This window comes from Dryocola sharpae (assembly GCF_051307055.1).
Classification (GTDB): domain Bacteria; phylum Pseudomonadota; class Gammaproteobacteria; order Enterobacterales; family Enterobacteriaceae; genus Dryocola.
The window spans coordinates 642,359-661,329 of sequence record NZ_CP149994.1; the positions used below are offsets into that span (position 1 = coordinate 642,359).

General features: G+C 57.2%; 14 protein-coding genes and 1 riboswitch. Of the genes, 4 read left to right on the forward strand and 10 right to left on the reverse strand.

Annotated features, from left to right (window positions below):
• Positions 1-170: 170 nt before the first annotated feature.
• Positions 171-983: a co-chaperone DjlA gene (gene djlA / locus WLO31_RS03105; protein ID WP_435929057.1), complete on the forward strand. Its 813-nt coding sequence runs from the start codon at positions 171-173 to the stop codon at positions 981-983.
• A gap of 93 nt (positions 984-1,076) precedes the next feature.
• Here the strand turns inward: djlA and rluA are convergent, their stop codons facing one another.
• The 6 genes from rluA to araB form a co-directional block, all read right to left on the reverse strand.
• Entirely contained in the window at positions 1,077-1,736 is a 660-nt protein-coding gene (gene rluA / locus WLO31_RS03110; protein ID WP_435929058.1) for a bifunctional tRNA pseudouridine(32) synthase/23S rRNA pseudouridine(746) synthase RluA, read from the reverse strand.
• On the reverse strand, positions 1,736-4,642 hold the full coding sequence (rapA, locus tag WLO31_RS03115) for an RNA polymerase-associated protein RapA (RefSeq protein WP_435929059.1): 2,907 nt from the start codon (positions 4,640-4,642) through the stop codon (positions 1,736-1,738). The genes rluA and rapA overlap by 1 nt, the downstream gene beginning before the upstream one ends.
• A 159-nt stretch (positions 4,643-4,801) precedes the next feature.
• Positions 4,802-7,162, reverse strand: coding sequence for a DNA polymerase II (gene polB / locus WLO31_RS03120; protein WP_435929060.1), 2,361 nt, complete (start codon positions 7,160-7,162; stop codon positions 4,802-4,804).
• Between the two features lie 76 nt (positions 7,163-7,238).
• Positions 7,239-7,934: an L-ribulose-5-phosphate 4-epimerase gene (gene araD / locus WLO31_RS03125; RefSeq protein ID WP_435929061.1), complete on the reverse strand. Its 696-nt coding sequence runs from the start codon at positions 7,932-7,934 to the stop codon at positions 7,239-7,241.
• 120 nt (positions 7,935-8,054) lie between these two features.
• Positions 8,055-9,557, reverse strand: coding sequence for an L-arabinose isomerase (araA, locus tag WLO31_RS03130; RefSeq protein ID WP_435929062.1), 1,503 nt, complete (start codon positions 9,555-9,557; stop codon positions 8,055-8,057).
• Positions 9,558-9,567: 10 nt separating this feature from the next.
• On the reverse strand, positions 9,568-11,274 hold the full coding sequence (araB, locus tag WLO31_RS03135; protein ID WP_435929063.1) for a ribulokinase: 1,707 nt from the start codon (positions 11,272-11,274) through the stop codon (positions 9,568-9,570).
• A gap of 342 nt (positions 11,275-11,616) precedes the next feature.
• Between araB and araC the strand changes: the two genes are divergently transcribed.
• On the forward strand, positions 11,617-12,462 hold the full coding sequence (gene araC / locus WLO31_RS03140) for an arabinose operon transcriptional regulator AraC (protein ID WP_435930493.1): 846 nt from the start codon (positions 11,617-11,619) through the stop codon (positions 12,460-12,462).
• 233 nt (positions 12,463-12,695) lie between these two features.
• On the forward strand, positions 12,696-13,469 hold the full coding sequence (locus WLO31_RS03145) for a DedA family protein (protein ID WP_435929064.1): 774 nt from the start codon (positions 12,696-12,698) through the stop codon (positions 13,467-13,469).
• Here WLO31_RS03145 and thiQ read toward each other — a convergent pair.
• The 4 genes from thiQ to sgrR form a co-directional block, all read right to left on the reverse strand.
• The gene (thiQ, locus tag WLO31_RS03150) at positions 13,460-14,164 is read right to left on the reverse strand and encodes a thiamine ABC transporter ATP-binding protein ThiQ (RefSeq protein WP_435929065.1); all 705 of its coding nucleotides are present in this window, start codon (positions 14,162-14,164) and stop codon (positions 13,460-13,462) included. The genes WLO31_RS03145 and thiQ overlap by 10 nt on opposite strands.
• Positions 14,148-15,758, reverse strand: a complete 1,611-nt coding sequence (gene thiP / locus WLO31_RS03155; protein WP_435929066.1) for a thiamine/thiamine pyrophosphate ABC transporter permease ThiP — start codon at positions 15,756-15,758, stop codon at positions 14,148-14,150. The genes thiQ and thiP overlap by 17 nt, the downstream gene beginning before the upstream one ends.
• Positions 15,734-16,717 (reverse strand): thiamine ABC transporter substrate binding subunit, encoded by a 984-nt coding sequence (thiB, locus tag WLO31_RS03160; protein WP_435929067.1) that lies wholly within the window; start codon positions 16,715-16,717, stop codon positions 15,734-15,736. Before thiB ends, thiP begins: the two co-directional genes overlap by 25 nt.
• Before the next feature lie 35 nt (positions 16,718-16,752).
• A riboswitch (TPP riboswitch) is annotated at positions 16,753-16,853 on the reverse strand.
• A gap of 35 nt (positions 16,854-16,888) precedes the next feature.
• The gene (sgrR, locus tag WLO31_RS03165; protein ID WP_435929068.1) at positions 16,889-18,547 is read right to left on the reverse strand and encodes an HTH-type transcriptional regulator SgrR; all 1,659 of its coding nucleotides are present in this window, start codon (positions 18,545-18,547) and stop codon (positions 16,889-16,891) included.
• 87 nt (positions 18,548-18,634) lie between these two features.
• On the opposite strand from sgrR, the gene sgrT reads away from it, so the two are divergent.
• A complete protein-coding gene (gene sgrT, locus WLO31_RS03170) occupies positions 18,635-18,796 on the forward strand; it encodes a glucose uptake inhibitor SgrT (protein ID WP_435929069.1) in 162 nt (53 codons plus the stop codon).
• Positions 18,797-18,971 lie beyond the last annotated feature (175 nt).

Consider the following 18,971-nt stretch of genomic DNA (forward strand, 5'->3'; position numbering starts at 1 on the left):
TGTTCCATCATCAATGGCTTAGCGTCGGCAAACGGTCAGAGACTAACTTACTCATCACCACAGCGCTAGTGTTAATCCTGCCCGTTCAGCAGCCTGCCGTTAGGCACCGCTATCAATGACGGGTATGATAAAGCAAATTCTAGCCGACAGCATGACGATTTGGGGAGTATATGCAGTATTGGGGTAAAGTACTCGGTGTCGCAATAGCACTTATTATGGGCGGTGGCTTCTGGGGCGTGGTGTTGGGGCTGCTGATTGGCCATGCAATCGACAAGATGCGCAGCCGCCGTAGCGCCTGGTTTTCTAATCAACAGCAGCGGCAGTCGCTGTTTTTTAGCACCACCTTTGAAGTGATGGGGCATCTGACCAAATCTAAAGGACGCGTTACCGAGGCGGATATTCAGATAGCCTCTCTTTTGATGGACCGAATGCAGCTGCACGGCGACGCCCGAAGCGCGGCGCAGCACGCTTTTCGCGTCGGTAAAGAGAACGGCTATCCGCTGCGTGAGAAAATGCGACAGCTGCGCAGCGTCTGTTTTGGGCGTTTTGATTTGATTAGGATGTTTCTGGAAATCCAGATTCAGGCCGCCTTCGCCGATGGTTCGTTGCACCCTAACGAGCGTCAGGTGCTGTATGTGATTGCAGAAGAGCTCGGTATTTCACGCGTTCAGTTCGATCAGTTCCTGCGCATGATGGAAGGCGGCCAGCAGTTTGGCGGCGGCTATAGCCAACAGCAGGGAGGCGGTTTCCAGCAGCAACAGCGCGGCCCAACGCTTGAAGACGCCTGCAATGTGCTGGGCGTAAAGAGCAGCGACGATCCCACGGTCATTAAGCGCGCCTACCGCAAGCTGATGAGCGAGCATCACCCGGACAAGCTGGTCGCCAAAGGGCTGCCGCCGGAGATGATGCAGATGGCGAAGCAGAAAGCGCAGGAAATTCAGAAAGCCTATGATTTGATAAAAACGGCGAAAGGGTTTAAATAAGTTTGTGGCGGGTGGCGCTAGCGCTTACCCGCCCTGCAAAATCTTAGCCCTGTAGGGTGGATAAGCTTTAGCGCCATCCACCTTAGAGCGCAATCAGAAATCAGCCGGGGCGCGAAAGGTCATCGGCGTGCCGTAAGCCGGATGGGTAATGGTCAGCGATTCTGCGTGCAGCTGCAAACGCGGCGCTAACGCCCGCGCCTCAGGCGTTGCATAGAAACGATCCCCAAGAATAGGATGCCCCAGCGCCTGCATATGCACGCGAAGCTGGTGCGAGCGGCCGGTAATGGGTTTTAGCAGCACGCGGGCCGTATTATTCGTCGCATACTCCAGCACCTGATATTCCGTCTGCGCAGATTTCCCCGTTTCATAACATACCTTCTGCTTAGGCCGGTTCGGCCAGTCGCAAATCAGCGGTAAGTCCACCAGACCCTCTTCGGGTTGCGGATGGCCCCACACCCGCGCCACATATTGCTTCTTCGGCTCGCGTTCGCGGAACTGACGTTTCAGCTCGCGCTCGCTGTCTTTGGTCAGCGCCACCGCAATCACGCCGCTGGTGGCCATATCCAGGCGATGCACCGATTCCGCCAGCGGGAAGTCGCGCTGAATGCGCGTCATCACGCTGTCTTTATGCTCATCAAGACGCCCGGGCACGGACAGCAGGCCCGATGGCTTATTGACCACCATAATATGCTCATCCTGATAAAGGATGACCAGCCAGGGATCGGCTGGTGGGTTGTAGGGTTCCATTATCATTACTGGTGCGTCACCACGATCAGACGCAGCGCGTCCAGCCGCCAGTTAGCCTGCGCGAGGCTCTCCAGCACCTGCTGGCGGTTAGTTTCGACCGCTTCCAGCTCGTCATCGCGAATGTTAGGGTTAACGGCTCTTAGCGCCTCAAGACGGGACAGTTCCGCGCTGAGCTTCTCGTCCGCCTCGTCGCGCGCCGCCGTAATTAGCGCCTGGGCCGCCGCCGCCACTTTCGCTTCGGCTAACTGCAGGATGGCATGCACCTCTTGCTGCACCGCATTCACCAGCTTGCTGCCGGTATGACGATTCACCGCGCTTAGCTGGCGGTTGAAGCTTTCAAACTCCACCTGGCCTGCGAGGTTAGTGCCGTTTTTATCCACCAGCATACGAACCGGCGTCGGCGGCAGGAAGCGGTTGAGCTGTAGCTGCTTCGGCGCTTTCGCCTCCACGACGTACACCAGCTCCAGCAGCAGCGTGCCCACCGGCAGCGCTTTATTCTTCAGCAGCGACAGGGCGCAGCTGCCGGTATCGCCGGAAAGGATCAGATCCAGGCCGTTGCGAATGATCGGGTGCTCCCAGGTCACAAACTGCGCGTCTTCACGCGACAGCGCCACATCACGTTCAAACGTGATAGTGCAGCCATCTTCCGGCAGACCCGGGAAGTCTGGCACCAGCATATGATCGGACGGGGTCAGCACGACTATGTTGTCGCCGCGATCGTCCTGATTAATCCCGACGATATCAAACAGATTGAGGGCGAAGTTTACAAGCCCGGTATCGCTGTCCTGCTCTGCAATCGCTTCGGCCAGCGCCTGGGATTTTTCGCCGCCGTTGGAGTGGATTTCCAGCAGGCGGTCGCGGCCTTGCTCAAGCTGAAGCTTCAGCGCATCGTGCTGCTCGCGGCACTGCTTGATTAACGCGTCGAAACCCTCGGTATTCTCAGGCGCGGCAAGGTATTCAATCAGCTGCTTATAAACGTTGTCATAAATCGCGCGACCCGTCGGGCAGGTATGCTCAAAAGCGTCCAGACCTTCGTGATACCAGCGTACAAGCACCGACTGCGCGGTTTTCTCGAGGTACGGCACGTGGATCTGAATGTCATGCGCCTGGCCGATACGGTCCAGACGCCCGATACGCTGTTCCAGCAGATCCGGATTAAACGGCAGATCGAACATCACCAGCTGGCTTGCAAACTGGAAGTTGCGGCCTTCGGAGCCGATTTCAGAACACAGCAGCACCTGCGCGCCGGTATCTTCTTCTGCAAACCAGGCGGCGGCGCGGTCACGTTCGATAATCGACATGCCTTCGTGGAACACGGCTGCGCGAATGCCTTCGCGCTCGCGCAGGACCTGCTCCAGCTGCAGCGCGGTGGCGGCTTTCGCACAAATCACCAGCACCTTTTGCGAGCGGTGGCTTGTCAGGTAGCCCATCAGCCATTCAACGCGCGGATCGAAGTTCCACCACGTACCGCTGTCGCCTTCAAACTCCTGATAAATCTGCTCCGGATACAGCATGTCGCGGGCGCGATCCTCAACGGATTTACGGGCACTCATAATGCCGGAGACTTTGATCGCCGTCTGATACTGCGTCGGCAGCGGCAGACGAATGGTGTGCAGCTCGCGTTTCGGGAAGCCTTTCACGCCGTTACGGGTGTTACGGAACAGCACGCGGCTGGTGCCGTGACGGTCCATCAGCATGGAAATCAGTTCCTGACGCGCGGCCTCGCTGCCTTCGCGATTGCCGTTGGCGGTTTGCAGCAGCGGTTCGATATCCTGCTCGCCGATAAGCTCGCCCATGGCGTTTAGCTGATCGTTGGTGAGACGGTTGCCGGCCAGAAGCAGCGCTACGGCATCCGCCACCGGACGGTAGTTTTGCTGCTCTTCCACAAACTGTTCGAAATCGTGGAAACGGTTCGGATCCAGCAGGCGCAAACGAGCGAAGTGGCTTTCCATTCCCAGCTGTTCAGGCGTTGCGGTTAACAGCAGTACGCCGGGTACATGTTCGGCAAGCTGTTCGATAGCCTGGTATTCGCGGCCTGGCGCATCTTCGCTCCACACAAGATGATGCGCTTCATCAACGACCATTAAATCCCATCCGGCCTCGCAAAGGTGTTCAAGACGCTGCTTGCTGCGGCGCACGAAATCCAGGGAGCAGATAACCAGCTGTTCGGTTTCGAAAGGGTTGTCGCTGTCGTGCTGGGCTTCCGCATAGCGCTCGTCGTCAAACAAGGCGAAACGCAGGTTAAAGCGACGCAGCATTTCAACCAGCCACTGGTGCTGGAGGGTTTCTGGCACCACGATCAGGACGCGCTCTGCGCTACCGGCCAGCAGCTGCTGATGCAGGATCATCCCGGCTTCGATGGTTTTACCCAGGCCTACTTCGTCCGCCAGCAAAACGCGTGGCGCATGACGACGACCCACATCGTGGGCGATATTCAGCTGGTGCGGGATCAGGCTGGTGCGCATCCCACGCAGGCCGCTCCACGGCTGGCGGTACTGTTCGCTCTGATAATTACGTGCGCGAAAACGCAGGGCAAAACGGTCCATGCGGTCAATCTGACCGGCAAACAGACGATCCTGCGGCTTGCTGAAGACCAGCTTGCTGTCGAGGAAAATTTCGCGCAGCACGGTGCCCGCTTCTTCGGTGTCCAGACGGGTGCCGATATAGGAAAGTAAGCCGTTTTCTTCTTTAACTTCATCAACTTTTAGTTGCCAGCCTTCATGGCTGGTGACGGTATCGCCCGGATTAAACATCACGCGGGTGACAGGCGAGTCATTTCTGGCATACAGACGATTTTCACCGGTGGCAGGAAAAAGCAGGGTAACCATCCTTGGGTCTACTGCGACGACGGTTCCCAGTCCCAGTTCGCTTTCGGTATCGCTGATCCAACGTTGACCAAGTATAAAAGGCATAAGATTTCGGCTCTATTATCAGTTACTAAGATTTGCAGGCAATAGCATAACAACCGCGCGCAAAAGTGGGCGGTAGTTGGGTAGCAGGTGTATGGATGTTTCAGGAGGGCGCTATGGTACTGGAAGCAAACGCGTTCGTCACCGTCAAATTCTTCCCCTTCAAAATAGCCCCAGTTGCCCTGTCATCAGTGTAGCAAAGTCATCCTCAAGGAAAGGTAAAATTCCTTCCGCCACCGGCTGAAGCTGCCGGGTGAGGTAGTGATCGTAATCAAGCGGGGAGCGCTGGTAATCCACCGGTTCCGGGCCGCTTAACGTCATTACATATTTGATGGTTCCACGATTTTGATACTGGGCTGGACGTCCCAGGCGCTGATTATGTTCATCGGCCAGGCGCGCGGCGCGCACGTGCGGCGGCACGTTTTTTTGATATTCACTCAGCGGGCGACGCAGCCTTTTGCGATAGACAAGCTGGTCGTCGAGTTCGCCCGCCATCAGGCTGGCTATCGTTTCACGAATATAATCCTGATAGGGCTCCTTGCGGAACACGCGCAGATAAAGCGTCTGCTGGAACCGCTGGGCGAGGGGCGTCCAGTCTGTACGCACTGTTTCCAGCCCTTTAAACACCATGCGCTGTTTTTCGCCTTCCTGAATCATCCCGGCATAACGCTTTTTACTGCCTTCTACCGTGCCGCGAATGGTGGGCATCAGGAAGCGGCAGAAATGGGATTCAAACTCAATTTCAAGCGCGTTGGTTAGCTGCTGCGTCTCCTGCAGATGCGTTGTCCACCAGGCGTTCACGTGGCTGACCAGCTGTCTGCCCGTGCGCGCGGCATCTTCCTCCGAATGGGCTTTTTTCAGCCAGACAAAGATGGAATCGGTATCGCCATAAATCACGTCAAAGCCCTGGGATTCGATCAATTCCTTGGTTTTGTGCATGATCTGATGACCACGCATAGTGATCGACGATGCGAGGCGTGGATCAAAGAAGCGGCAGGCGCTGGTGCCCAGCACGCCGTAAAAGGCGTTCATAATGATCTTTAACGCCTGGGAGAGCGGCTTATTCCCGTGACGTTTCGCCTCGTCGCGGCCGTGCCAGATCTGGCCGACAATTTCCGGCAGGCAGTGCGTGGTTCTGGAGAAATGAGCGCCAAGAAAACCTTCCACGGTCTGCTGCGGATCGGGATGCGCCATGCCTTCGATCAGACCAACCGGATCGATAAGGAAGGTGCGAATGATTGACGGATACAGGCTCTTATAATCAAGCACCAGCACCGAATCATAAAGGCCGGGACGCGAATCCATGACATAGCCGCCAGGGCTTGCCTGCGGCGGAACTTCGCCCAGATTCGGGGCGACATAGCCGGCACGGTGCATGCGCGGAATATAAAGGTGGCTGAAAGCTGCGACAGAGCCGCCGTGCCTGTCCAGCGGCAGGCCGTTAACCGTGGCGCGCTCCAGCAGAAATGGCATAAGCTCGGTTTTGTGGAAAATTCTTGTCACCAGTTCGCAATCTTTGAGGTTGTACTTCGCCAGCGCGGGCTTATCCTCCGCGAAGCGGCGGTTGATTTCGTCCATCCTGTCCCAGGGATTATCTATCGACTTGCCTTCACCGAGCAGCTCCTGTGAAACAGCCTCAAGTGAAAAGGAAGAGAAATTCCAGAAAGCCGATTTCAATCCCTCGATGCCGTCAATAATTGCCCGTCCGGGCGCCTGCGCAAAAAACACGCCCTGTTTAAAGCCGTGCTCGCGCCATTCCAGCACGCTGTTGCCACGCCCGAGACGCAGCGGCACCTGATAGCGGTCAGCCAGCTTTTGCAGCATGCGCAGGTCAAACTGCACCACGTTCCAGCCGATCAGCACATCGGGGTCGTGCCGGGCAAACCAGGCGTTGAGTTTTTCAATCAACAGCGGACGGCTGGCAACGTACTCAAGGGTAAAATCCAGCCCGCTGGCATCGCCGTTTTCCGGCCCGAGCATATAGACGATTCGCTGCCCGCAGCCTTCAAGCCCGATGCAGTACAGCTCGCCGTGGCGGTTGGTTTCAATATCCAGCGAAACCCATTTCAGCGCAGGACGATACCCGGGGCATGGCTTAAGGCGCGTTTCGGTTATTTCGCCGTTGCGCTCCTCGCCGCTAAACCAGACGGGAGCGGTAATAAAACGCTCCATCAAAAAGCGTTCCGGCGGCCGGATATCGGCTTCATACACCTTTACGCCGCCGTCGCGCAGCAGCTTTTCCAGGCGCATTATCTGGCGATGCTGGCGGCAATACAGGCCGCAGACGGGCTGGCGATGGAAATCTTTTAAGGGGAGCGGGGCAAGGCGTGCCTCGCGTTCACCGACGAGCAGGCGTGCGGCTTCGCTTTGCTGCGACTGCGGAATAAAAGCCACGGATTCCTGATACGGCAGGCGCACTTTAACCGGGCCGTCGTTCGTCGCCAGCCAGAAATCCACCTCTGTACCACGCGGGGTATCACGCCAGTGGCGCGTTAACAGAAACCCCTGCCGAGCTTGCGACACGCTGTATTCTCATAAAAGGAAAAGTGGTCTGATTATAGACCACTTTGCCGGGGTTTACTGCTTTTATATACAGTGCTTACTGTCCGTAATAGGCCTTAGCGCCGTGCTTACGCAGATAATGTTTATCTAACAATGTTTGCTGCATATCGGGTAATTCCGGCGCCAGCTGGCGACAGAAAATCCCCATGTAGGCGACCTCCTCAAGCACGATCGCGTTATGCACGGCGTCCAGCGGATCTTTGCCCCAGGCGAACGGGCCGTGGGAATGCACCAGCACGCCGGGCATCTGCAGCGCATCTATTTCACGCTCGGCAAAGGTTTTTACGATTACCTCGCCGGTTTGCCATTCGTAATCGCCGCCTATCTCTTCGTCGGTCATTTTACGCGTGCATGGGATCGTGCCGTAAAAGTAATCGGCGTGGGTGGTGCCGGTGGCCGGAATAGATTGCCCGGCCTGCGCCCAGATAGTGGCATGGCGCGAGTGGGTGTGAACGATGCCGCCAATATGCAAAAAGCGCTGATACAGCAGGCGATGGGTCGGCGTATCCGACGACGGCTTCTTATTGCCCTCAACCACTTCACCCGTTTCCAGGCTCACCACAACCATATCTTCGGCGGTCATAACGCCGTAATCAATGCCTGACGGCTTGATGATCAGCACGCCGCTTTCGCGATCGACCGCGCTGACGTTGCCCCAGGTCAGCGTCACCAGATTGTGCTGCGGTAAAGCCAGATTGGCTTCCAGCACCTGGCGTTTCAGATCTTCTAACATTATGTTCTCGCCCTAACTGATTCGTAGGGTGGACAGCCGTCAGCGCCATCCACCGCAGTGAAAAGATTCGGTGGGTAACGCGTTGCCTACCCACCCTACAAAGTTACCGTCGTGGCAGATTTAGCGTTTAAAGCCGTAATAAACCTCGTTCCAGCGCAGGGCGTCTTTGAACGCGGGCAGGCGAGTCTCGTTGTCGATAATGGTAAGTTCGATACCGTGCAGCTCAGAGAACAGGCGCAGGTCGTCAAGCGTTAGCGACTGGCTGAAGACGGTATGGTGCGCGCCGCCCGCCAGAATCCAGGCCTCGGATGCGGTAGGCAGATCCGGCTGCGCCTTCCACAGCGCGTTGGCGACCGGCAGTTTTGGCAGCTGATGCGGGGTTTCCACGGCATCCACGCAGTTCACCAGCAGGCGGAAACGATCGCCCAGATCGATTAAGCTCGCGTTTACCGCCGGGCCAGTCTGGGTGGAGAAGATCAGCCGCGCCGGATCGGCTTTGCCGCCAATGCCCAGATGCTGCACATCGAGAATAGGTTTTTCCGCAAGCGCGATAGAAGGACAAACTTCCAGCATGTGCGAGCCGAGCACCATGTCGTTGCCGTTCTCAAAGTTGTAGGTATAGTCCTCCATAAAGGAGGTGCCGCCTTCCAGGCCGCTGGACATCACTTTCATGATGCGAAGCAGGGCGGCGGTTTTCCAGTCGCCTTCTCCCGCGAAGCCGTAGCCCTGCTGCATCAGGCGCTGAACGGCAAGGCCCGGCAGTTGCTTGAGGCCGTGCAGATCTTCAAAAGTCGTGGTGAAGGCATGGAATCCGCCCTCTTCGAGGAACCGCTTCATACCCAGTTCGATGCGGGCCGCATCCAGTACGTTCTGACGCTTTTCGCCGTTCAGCTGTGCAGCCGGCGTCAGGCGATAGCTGCTTTCATATTCGTCTACCAGCGCATTCACGTCGCCATCGCCGACGGCATTAACCACCGCCACCAGATCGCCCACCGCCCAGGTATTGACCGAGAAGCCGAATTTCATTTGTGCGGCAACTTTATCGCCGTCGGTGACCGCAACTTCGCGCATGTTGTCGCCAAAACGCACCACTTTCAGCTGGCGGGTATCCTGTTTCGAGACGGCCTGACGCATCCAGGCGCCGATACGTTTGTGCGCCTGCGGATCCTGCCAGTGGCCGGTGACAACGGTATGCTGCTGGCGCATACGCGCGCCGATAAAGCCGAACTCGCGGCCGCCGTGCGCGGTCTGGTTCAGGTTCATAAAGTCCATATCAATGCTGCCCCACGGGATCTGCGCATTAAACTGGGTGTGGAACTGCAGCAGCGGTTTGGTAAGGATGCTCAGGCCGTTAATCCACATTTTGGCCGGAGAGAAGGTATGCAGCCACACCACCATGCCGGCGCATTTATCGTTGTAGCTGGCGTCGCGGCAAATCGCGGTGATTTCGTCCGGCGTGGTGCCGAGGGGTTTAAGCACTAGTTTGCACGGCAGCTTAGCCTCTTTATTCAGCGCGTTTACTACATGTTCGGCGTTTTGCGTCACCTGGCGCAGCGTTTCGGCGCCGTAAAGATGCTGGCTGCCGATAACAAACCACACTTCATACTGTTCAAAAATGTTCATCGTAATGTCCTTAAAGAGTCGTCGCAGTCTGTTTTGCGGTCGGAGCCGTTACAGGGACTGAAGGGAGGTAGTGCTGTTCCGCGCTGATAGCCCACTGCTGGTAACGGCGGTAAAGCTGTTCGAAACGTTCAGCGCGCTGCCCGATGGGCTGGAGCGTATTTTCGACCGGGCTCGCCATCGCCTGCTGCGCCTGCGTGATATCCGCATGCTTGCCTGCGGCAACGGCGGCAAATATCGCCGCGCCAAGGGCGCAGCACTGGTCGGAGGCGACAATCTGCAGCGGGCGGTTCAGCACGTCGCAGCACACCTGCATGATGACCGGGGATTTACGAGCAATGCCGCCCAGCGCCATCACGTTGTTGACCGGGATGCCCTGTTCGGTGAAGCACTCCATAATGGCGCGTGCGCCAAATGCCGTGGCGGCAATCAATCCGCCGAACAGCGCCGGAGCGTCGGTTGCCAGATTTAAATCGGTAATCACGCCTTTCAGGCGCTGGTTGGCGTTCGGGGTGCGGCGGCCGTTAAACCAGTCAAGTACCACCGGCAGATGTTCCAGAGAGGGATTTTTTGCCCAGGCTTCGGTCAGTTCCGACAGAAGCTGTTTTTTGCTGGCGTCGATTTGGCTGCGCAGTTCGAGATGCTGTTGCGCCAGCTGTTCCAGCGGCCAGCCGAGCACGCGACCAAACCAGGCATACATATCGCCAAAGGCGGACTGCCCGGCTTCGAGGCCGATAAAATCAGGCACCACGCTGCCGTCTACCTGTCCGCAGATGCCTTTTACGGCGCGCTCGCCTACGGTTGGCTTGTCGGCAATCAGAATGTCGCAGGTGGAGGTGCCGATGACTTTTACCAGCGTGTTCGGCTGCGCGCCTGCGCCGACGGCGCCCATATGGCAGTCAAACGCGCCGCCGGAAATCACCACGCTTTGCGGCAGGCCAAGGCGTTCAGCCCATTCAGCGCAAAGGTTGCCTACCGGAATATCGGCAGTCCAGGTCTCGGTGAACATCGGGTAAGCGAGGTGCTGGTTGATTATCGGATCAAGGTCATCAAAGAAGCTGGCGGGAGGCAGGCCGCCCCACTCCTCGTGCCAGAGCGATTTGTGGCCCGCGCTGCAGCGTCCGCGACGTATATCCTGCGGGCGAGTGGTGCCGGAAAGCAGGGCGGGCACCCAGTCGCAAAGTTCAATCCACGAAGCCGCGGCCTGAGCGACCTGGCTGTCCGCACGGGTAACGTGCAGGATTTTGGCCCAGAACCATTCGCTGGAATAAATGCCGCCGATATAGCGTGAGTAATCATTTTTCCCGGGCGTATGGCACAGGCGGGTAATAGCTTCGGCTTCTTCGACCGAGGTGTGATCTTTCCACAGCACGAACATGGCGTTCGGGTTGTCGGCGAATTCCGGATTCAGCGCCAGCACGTTGCCGTTGGCGTCTATCGGCGCGGGCGTTGAGCCCGTGCTGTCCACGCCAATGCCGCAAATAGCGTCGCGCTGCTCGGCCGTTAGCTCGTTTAGCACCGCTTTTAGCGCCTGCTCCATTGACTCAATGTAATCCTGCGGATGATGGCGGAACCGGTTGCTGGCGGCATCGCAGTAGCGGCCTTCCTGCCAGCGGGGATACCACTCCACGCTTGTGGCCAGTTCGGCGCCGTTTTCACAATCTACTGCTAAGGCGCGCACAGAATCGCTGCCAAAATCGAGGCCCAGCGCAATCGACATTTTTTTACTCCAGAAGGTCAAATAATCATGCAGTGAACAGTAGGTTTTGCAGCAAAAAAGGGTCAGGTCGTAATCGCTGTAGTTATGGATAAAATCGCTATGGGCGCGCGAAATGTGACGCCCCGCAAATATTCGATGTGGACTTTCCTGCCGCGCTTATAGACACTTTGGTTCTCTTCATAAAAAGATATGCTGGCCGGTTAAAAAGCGTAGGCGCTTGCAGAATGCGGCTTTATGATAAAAATCAGCCTGTTTGTTGAAATGTAGCCGAGCGGCCTGGGTGGTAATGCATGGATATGGACAAATTGTTTCTATTATCTCTGATGAAAAGCGAGCTTCATGATGCCTGAACTACAAAACGATCCCCTGTTGCCCGGCTACTCTTTTAATGCGCATCTGGTGGCAGGGCTGACGCCGATCGAGGCGCTGGGGCCGCTCGATTTTTTTATCGACCGGCCGCTGGGCATGAAAGGCTATATCCTCAATCTCACCGTGCGCGGCGAAGGGGTTATCAATAATCAGGGGAAGAATTATGTTTGCCGTCCGGGTGATATGCTGCTGTTCCCGCCCGGGGAGGTGCACCATTACGGCCGCGCGCCGGACAGTAAAGAGTGGTATCACCAGTGGGTGTACTTTCGTCCACGCGCCTACTGGCAGGAGTGGCTGAACTGGGAACCCATTTTCGCCCATACGGGATTTTATCGCCCGGACGATGCCCATCAGCAGGGGTTCTCGCAGCTTTTTCAGCAGATTATCGACGCGGGTCAGGCCGAAGGACGCTACGCGGAACTGCTGGCGATAAATCTTCTTGAGCAGCTTTTGCTGCGGCGCATGGAAGCGCTGAGCGCCTCGCTCAACCCGCCGCTGGATAACCGCGTGCGCGATGCCTGCCAGTACATTAGCGACCACCTTGCCGACAGCCATTTCGACATTGCAAGCGTGGCGCAGCACGTCTGTTTATCGCCTTCCCGGCTCTCCCACCTTTTTCGCCAGCAGCTTGGGGTCAGCGTTTTAAGCTGGCGCGAAGATCAGCGCATCAGCCAGGCGAAACTGCTGCTCAGCACCACGCGTATGCCGATTGCAAGCGTGGGGCGCAACGTTGGGTTCGAAGATCAGCTCTACTTTTCACGCGTCTTTAAAAAGTGTACCGGGGCAAGCCCGAGTGAATTCCGGGCGGGCTGCGAATAAGCGCTATCAGGCGGCGCTGACAAAGAAGGGAAAAGCGTGGTTTTTCCTTCTTTGTGGCGGTCTGCCGAAAATCAACGGATTGATTTCCCTGTTAATTTTCGGGCGGTATCTTTTATACCTTCGCAAGGCATGAGGTTTGTCGTCGGCCTGTATCATTTATCCATACAATTGTTGGCTTGACGATGATGTAATCACTCAGCAGAATCGCCCACTCGTTTCTCGTCGGATGCGTTATGGAAGCTTTGCTGGAACACTTCATTACACAGTCAGTGGCGTATTCGCTTATCGCGGTGATGCTGGTGGCCTTCCTTGAGTCGCTGGCGCTGGTGGGGCTGATTTTACCGGGCACGGTCATGATGGCGGGGCTTGGCGCGCTGATTGGCGGTGGAGAAGTTAACTTCTATCATGCCTGGGCGGCGGGAAGCGTGGGTTGCCTGCTGGGGGACTGGCTTTCGTTCTGGCTGGGCGGACGTTTTAAAGGGCCGCTGCATCGCTGGTCGTTTATGAAGAAAAATAAGGCGTTGCTCGATAAAACCGAGCATGCGCTGCATCAGCACAGCATGTTTACCATTCTGATTGGCCGCTTTATTGGCCCGACGCGTCCGCTGGTGCCGATGGTGGCGGGGATGCTGGATCTGCCCGTCGCGAAATTTATCCTGCCTAATATCATCGGCTGCCTGTTCTGGCCGCCGCTTTATTTTATGCCGGGCATTCTGGCCGGCGCGGCCATCGACATCCCCGCGGCGATGCAAAGCAGCAGCTTTAAATGGCTGTTGCTGGCCGTGGCATTGCTGGTCTGGCTTGCGGCATGGCTCTGCTGGCGCTGGTGGCGCAGCGGAAAGTCCGGCGCCGACAAATTGACCCGCTATCTGCCGCGCGCGCGTTTGCACTGGCTTGCGCCCGTTACGCTGGCGCTGGCGATCGGCAGCGTCGTGGCGCTGCAGACGCACCCGCTGATGCCTGTCTGGCTTAAAATTCTCTGGAAAGTGCTTACGGCTCAGGCCTGAGCCGTTATTCCCAGCAGCGATGAGGCGCTCGCTTCGCCGCTCAGCAACGTTGCCGTTTCGCCGTCCCAGGCTATGCGGCCATCCACCACCACCAGACTTCTTTCGGCGATGCGCGCCGCGTCTTCAACGCTGTGGGAAACCATCAGCAGGGTAAGCTGTTGCCGCTGGCACACCTCGTCCAGCAGCTGCAGCATTTCAAGGCGCAGCGCCGGATCGAGGGCGGAAAACGGCTCATCAAGCAGCAAAATGGGCTGTTTACGCACCAGGCAGCGGGCGAGGGCAACGCGCTGCCGCTGGCCGCCAGAAAGCTGTGAGGGCAGGCGATCCAGCAAATCGGCGATCGCCATTTGTCCGGCAATCTTTTCAAGCCGCTCGCGTTGTTCCTGATTGAGCTTCAGCCCCGGATTGATGCCCAGCCCGATATTTTCCCGCACGCTTAAGTGAGTGAACAGGTTGTTCTCCTGAAACAGCATGGAAACGGGACGTCGGGCGGGGGCGGTCCGGGTATGGTTTTCACCGCACAAGCTTATTTCTCCGCTTGCGGGTGTCAGAAAACCGGCAATCAGACTCAACAGGGTGCTTTTCCCGGCGCCGCTTGGCCCCAGCACTGCGACGCGTTCTCCCGCCGCCACGTTAAGCGAGAAGCGCATCGGCAAATGGCGATAAAGCCAGGTTACATCAGTCAGCGTTAGCATGGCGTCCCGGGAGTTTTTCAATCAGGGTGAATAAAGCAAAGCACAGCATCAACAGGATAAACGCGGTCACGGCGCCGGCCTCGCTGCGGTAGGAACCAATTTGTTGGTAAAGGTAGAACGGCAGCGTGCGGAAATCTTCATTGCCAAACAGCGCCACTACCCCAAAATCTCCAATCGACAGCACGCAGGCAAAGGCCAGCGCCTGCGACAGCGGGATTTTCAGCGCTCTTAATTCGATAAGGCGCAGGCGTTGAACGCCTTTAATATCCAGCGACTGACAGAGCTTTCCGTAGCGTCCGGCTACGTCCAGCATGGGGTTTTCCAGCACTTTTAACGCGTAGGGAATAGCCATCAGCGCGTTGGTAAAAATCACGATGCCGTCGGCAGACTGCGGCAGGCCGACCGTATTGTTCAGCAGCAGGAAAAAGCCGGTCGCCAGCACGATGCCCGGCATGGCGAGGATTAACATGCCGCTCAGCTCCAGCGTTTGCCCGGCAAAGGCGCGGTTACGCAGGCGTAGTTCTCGTGAACTCCACAGCAGCATCATGGTGATGATTACGCAGATAACGCCGGCGGCAACGGCTATCCTCAGCGAGGTTTCAAGCGCCTGCCAGAGCACCGGCTGCGAGAGCACGGCGCTGAATCCGCTATTAATGCCATCAATGATTACCGCTAACAGCGGCGGCAGCAACAGCAACAGCGCGAGGATGATTAGCGCGCCATCGCACAGCCTGCGGCGCAAACTGTCCTGCGGATCCCGCCAGCCCTGAACCTGACCTGCGCCGACGGGAATCGCTTTGCTGAGCCGCTGGCTGAGCAGCACCAGGCCAAGACAGCAGAACATTTGCACCAGCGCGAGGAGCGCCGCGCGGGCAGGATCGTAGTCGTAGCTCAGCGCCTGGAAAATAGCGAGTTCGATGGTCGTCGCCTGCGGCCCGCCGCCAAGGGAAAGGACGGTGGCAAAGCTGGCAAAGCAGAGCATAAAAATAAGCGCGCTTGCCGGGAGGATCTGGCGACGTAGCCACGGCCACTCTACAAAGCGGAAGAAGTTCCAGCCCTGCATGCCAAGCTGCGCGGCGAGCTGCCGCTGTTCGCCGGGAATGTTCTCCAGCGCCTGCAACAAAAGCCGCGTCGCCATCGGTAAATTAAAGAAGACGTGCGCCAGCAATATTCCCTGCAGACCATACGGCGAGAACGTCCACTCTACGCCCAGCCAGGCGCAAAGCGAGGCCAGCCAGCCGACGCGCCCGTAAACGGTCAGAATGCCGAAGACGGCCACCAGCACCGGCAGCACCAGCGTCATGGCGTATAAACGCAGCAGAGCCAGACGGCCCGGGAAGCGGCGGCGGTAGAGCGCGCGCGCAAGGAAAATCGCCGGAAGCACTGAAAGTACAGCTGAGAGAAACGCCTGCCAGAACGAGAAGCGCAGCACGTGCCACAGGTAGCTGTCCTGGGTAAGCCCCCGGAGATCGCTTTGCGGCGCGTTAAACCACAGCGCCAGAAAGGCTGCCAGGGCTACCGCCACCACCAGCGTGGCGGCGATCAGCCCTGGAAACAGCCAGCCGGGGATTAGCGGCTGACGGCGCGAAGCCATGCACTAATCCAGCTTGCTCGGAGATCGGAGACTTCCTTCGGCGTGAATTCCAGCGAGGTTTGCGGTTTTTTGATGCTGCTAAAACCTTCGGGTAATTTCACGTCGGTAACCGGGTACATCCAGTTGCCGGTTGGAATGGCGTCCTGGAAGCCTGGCCGGGTGATGAACTTCATGAATTTTTCCGCAAGCTCCGGCTGTTTGCTGGCGGCAAGACGACCGGCTACTTCCACCTGCAGATAATGCCCCTCGCTGAAATCCGCCGCGGCGTAGTTATCTTTTTTCTCTTCGATGATGTGGTAGGCCGGCGAGGTGGTGTAGCTAAGCACCAGATCGCCTTCGCCTTTCAGGAACAGGCCGTAGGCTTCAGACCAGCCTTTGGTGACGGTGACGGTTTTGCCTGCGAGCTTCGCCCAGGCGGCGGGCGCTTTGTCGCCATAGACTTTTTGCATCCACAGCAGCAGGCCCAGGCCCGGCGTGCTGGTGCGCGGGTCCTGATAAATCACCTTCCATTTCTGCTCGCTTTCTACCAGCTCTTTCAGGCTCTTCGGCGGGTTTTTCAGCTTGTTTTTATCATAAACAAAAGCGAAGTAGCCGTAATCGAACGGAACGAAGGTATCGTTCTTCCAGCCGCCGGGGATTTTCAGGGCGCTGGTGTCGACGTCGCTCGGGGCGAAAAGTTTGGTTTGCGAAGCGGCTTCAATTAGGTTGTTGTCCAGACCCAGCACCACGTCGGCTTTGCTGTTTTTACCTTCCATGCGCAGGCGGTTGAGCAGCGACACGCCGTCTTCAAGGGCGACGAATTTCAGCTCGCAGTTACAGTCGGCTTCAAACGCTTTTTTTACCGCAGGGCCCGGCCCCCAGTCAGCGGCAAACGAATCATAGGTATAAACGGTGAGCAGGGGTTTAGCGAAAGCAGGAGCGGCGATGAGTATGAGCAGCGGCAGTAATTTTTTGAACACTTTGCACCTCTTAAAGTAGGGGTGGCAAAGGACTTTGAGCGGTAAGCCTCAAATCCCTTCGCCGGCGTTATCCGGATCAGGTTCGACGGGTATTATCTCAGCTCGGACAAGAGTCCTGGCACCCCGTTGAGAACGCGCCATTGTAATGATTCCGCGCGCTTTTCGAAAGGGTCAGGGTTCCGGCGGCGCAAACCAGGCGGATTTAAAATCGAACCAGCCGAGCGTGTTCATCCTTACGCCGCGCATGCTGCGCTGGCCTTCAATGCGCAGCCAGTGGTGAATGAGCGGAAAAATATCATTCTGTTCAACGCGTTGCTGACACCATGCCGGGAGATTTAGCTCACCCTTCTGCCATTTGCCGGTGTCAGTTGCCCAGTCGATGTCGATGCATTTTTGTATCAGCGGCACTTCATAGAGATGGGAAAAGAGCGAAAACTCCAGCGGCAGGGTAAAGTTGGCGCTGTTAAGCCAGATATCGCTGACCATTTCGCCCTGGTGCCACTCTTCGTAGCTCACCTCCTGCACCTCAAGGCGTACGCCGTGTGCGGCGAGTAGCTTCACCATAATATTGCTGATTACGCGATGTTCTACGTGGTCGCGATAGAAAGTCAGAGTGAGGGTTTCAAGCCCGGCGGGTTTCTCCTCCAGGGGCTGTGGGCGCGTATGGTGCCAGCGCGGAAGCAGGCCGTAGGCCGGGAACCAGTACTGCTGGTTTTGTTCGCCTGCGCCATACAGAAGATGAACAGGCGTCAGCAGGTGGCTTACCCAGGCCCGCACGCCTTCAAGGCTGCCGCGTGAAGAACGGCTATCGAACAGCAGATAGTAACAGCCTTCTTCCAGCCGGCTTTCAACGGCTTTTTCGCTATCCGGCATGCCCTGAAGCTGCACGGCGCAGCTTACCTCCTCGCCAATGTCCGGCAGCACCCAGAAATTCACTTCATCAATAAGCGCGCGATAGCCGAAGTAGTCATCCCAGGCCTGGATCTTGAGCTGATTATTGTTATTGCGCACGACGGAATAAGGGCCGGTGCCGACAGGCTGGCGGGAAAAATTTTCTAAGGTTTGCCACTCGCGCGGCAGGATCATCGCGTTCACGCTGCCGAGCAGCCACGGAAGCCAGCGGTCCGGCTGCGAGAGATAAATATCCAGCGTCCAGGCCGTTGGCGTGCTGATTTGATTAATATGCGCATAAAGCGGCAGGCCGTTAATTCGCTGCAGGGAAGTCATCACGTCCAGCATGTCCAGCTCGCGGCCATGGTGGAAATGGATGCCGGGGCGAAGATAAAAACGCCAGTGTAAAGGGGCAATTTGCTGCCAGTGATGGGCGATATCCGCCTCCAGTTCCCCGTTTTCCTCATTTATTCGCGTCAGGCCGCTGAATAGCTGACGGACGATGTGCGTCTCTGAACGACGCAGTGCGGAGCCGGGCAGCAGGTTCAGCAGCGGGCGATAATAGAGCACCCGCAGAATATGGCGGCCCTGGCGAAAGCTTCTGCCGAGGTGTGAGATCAACATCTGCCGGACGGCGGCCTTATCCCCCACGATCTGTACGAGCTGATCGATGCGATCCTGTTCAAGGAGATCTTCGGCCCGCTGCTGCTGGAGCGCAAGGCCGGTATACAGAAACTCAAGCTGCGATCGTTTGCCGCGCCCGGCCTCGGCCTTCCAGTTTAGCCAGCCTTTTTCCTGCATCGCATTCAATAGCGTACGCATATGACGGCGCGAGCAGTTCAGCAGCTCCGCCAGTTCATTAAGCGTGGTTTCCTGCGGTTTGCCATCACAGCATTGCCACAGACGGATGAACTGTTGTTGCAGACGGCCAGAGGACATAAAAGGGGAACTCCAGACAGAAACTCATCAATTTACCTTTCCCTATATTACGCCAATAATCATCAACGGTGAAAGCGAGGAGGAGATATGAAACGGTCATCAGCTGTTGAGTTTTATCGGAATTACTTTGTCGCGACACAGCGTGTCGGTTCTGGATGGCTGGCTCGCCTGACAGCAAGGCAACGTTTGAAGATGCTCAAAGACTTAATGCAGTGGGAGGTTACAACCCCGGCGGCCGCGAAGCGCTGAACCGTTTTCACCATGTGTAACTGAGTATTGGTGCTTTTCACCAGCCAGCAGGTTAACTGCTGGCTTTTTTAGTTTATGATTTGTCCGTCATTTATGAAGCTATATCTGCCCCCGCTCACCTCAGCCACTTGCCTGAGTAAACTCCTGAGGATTTCCGAGCCTGCCGCCCTGATGC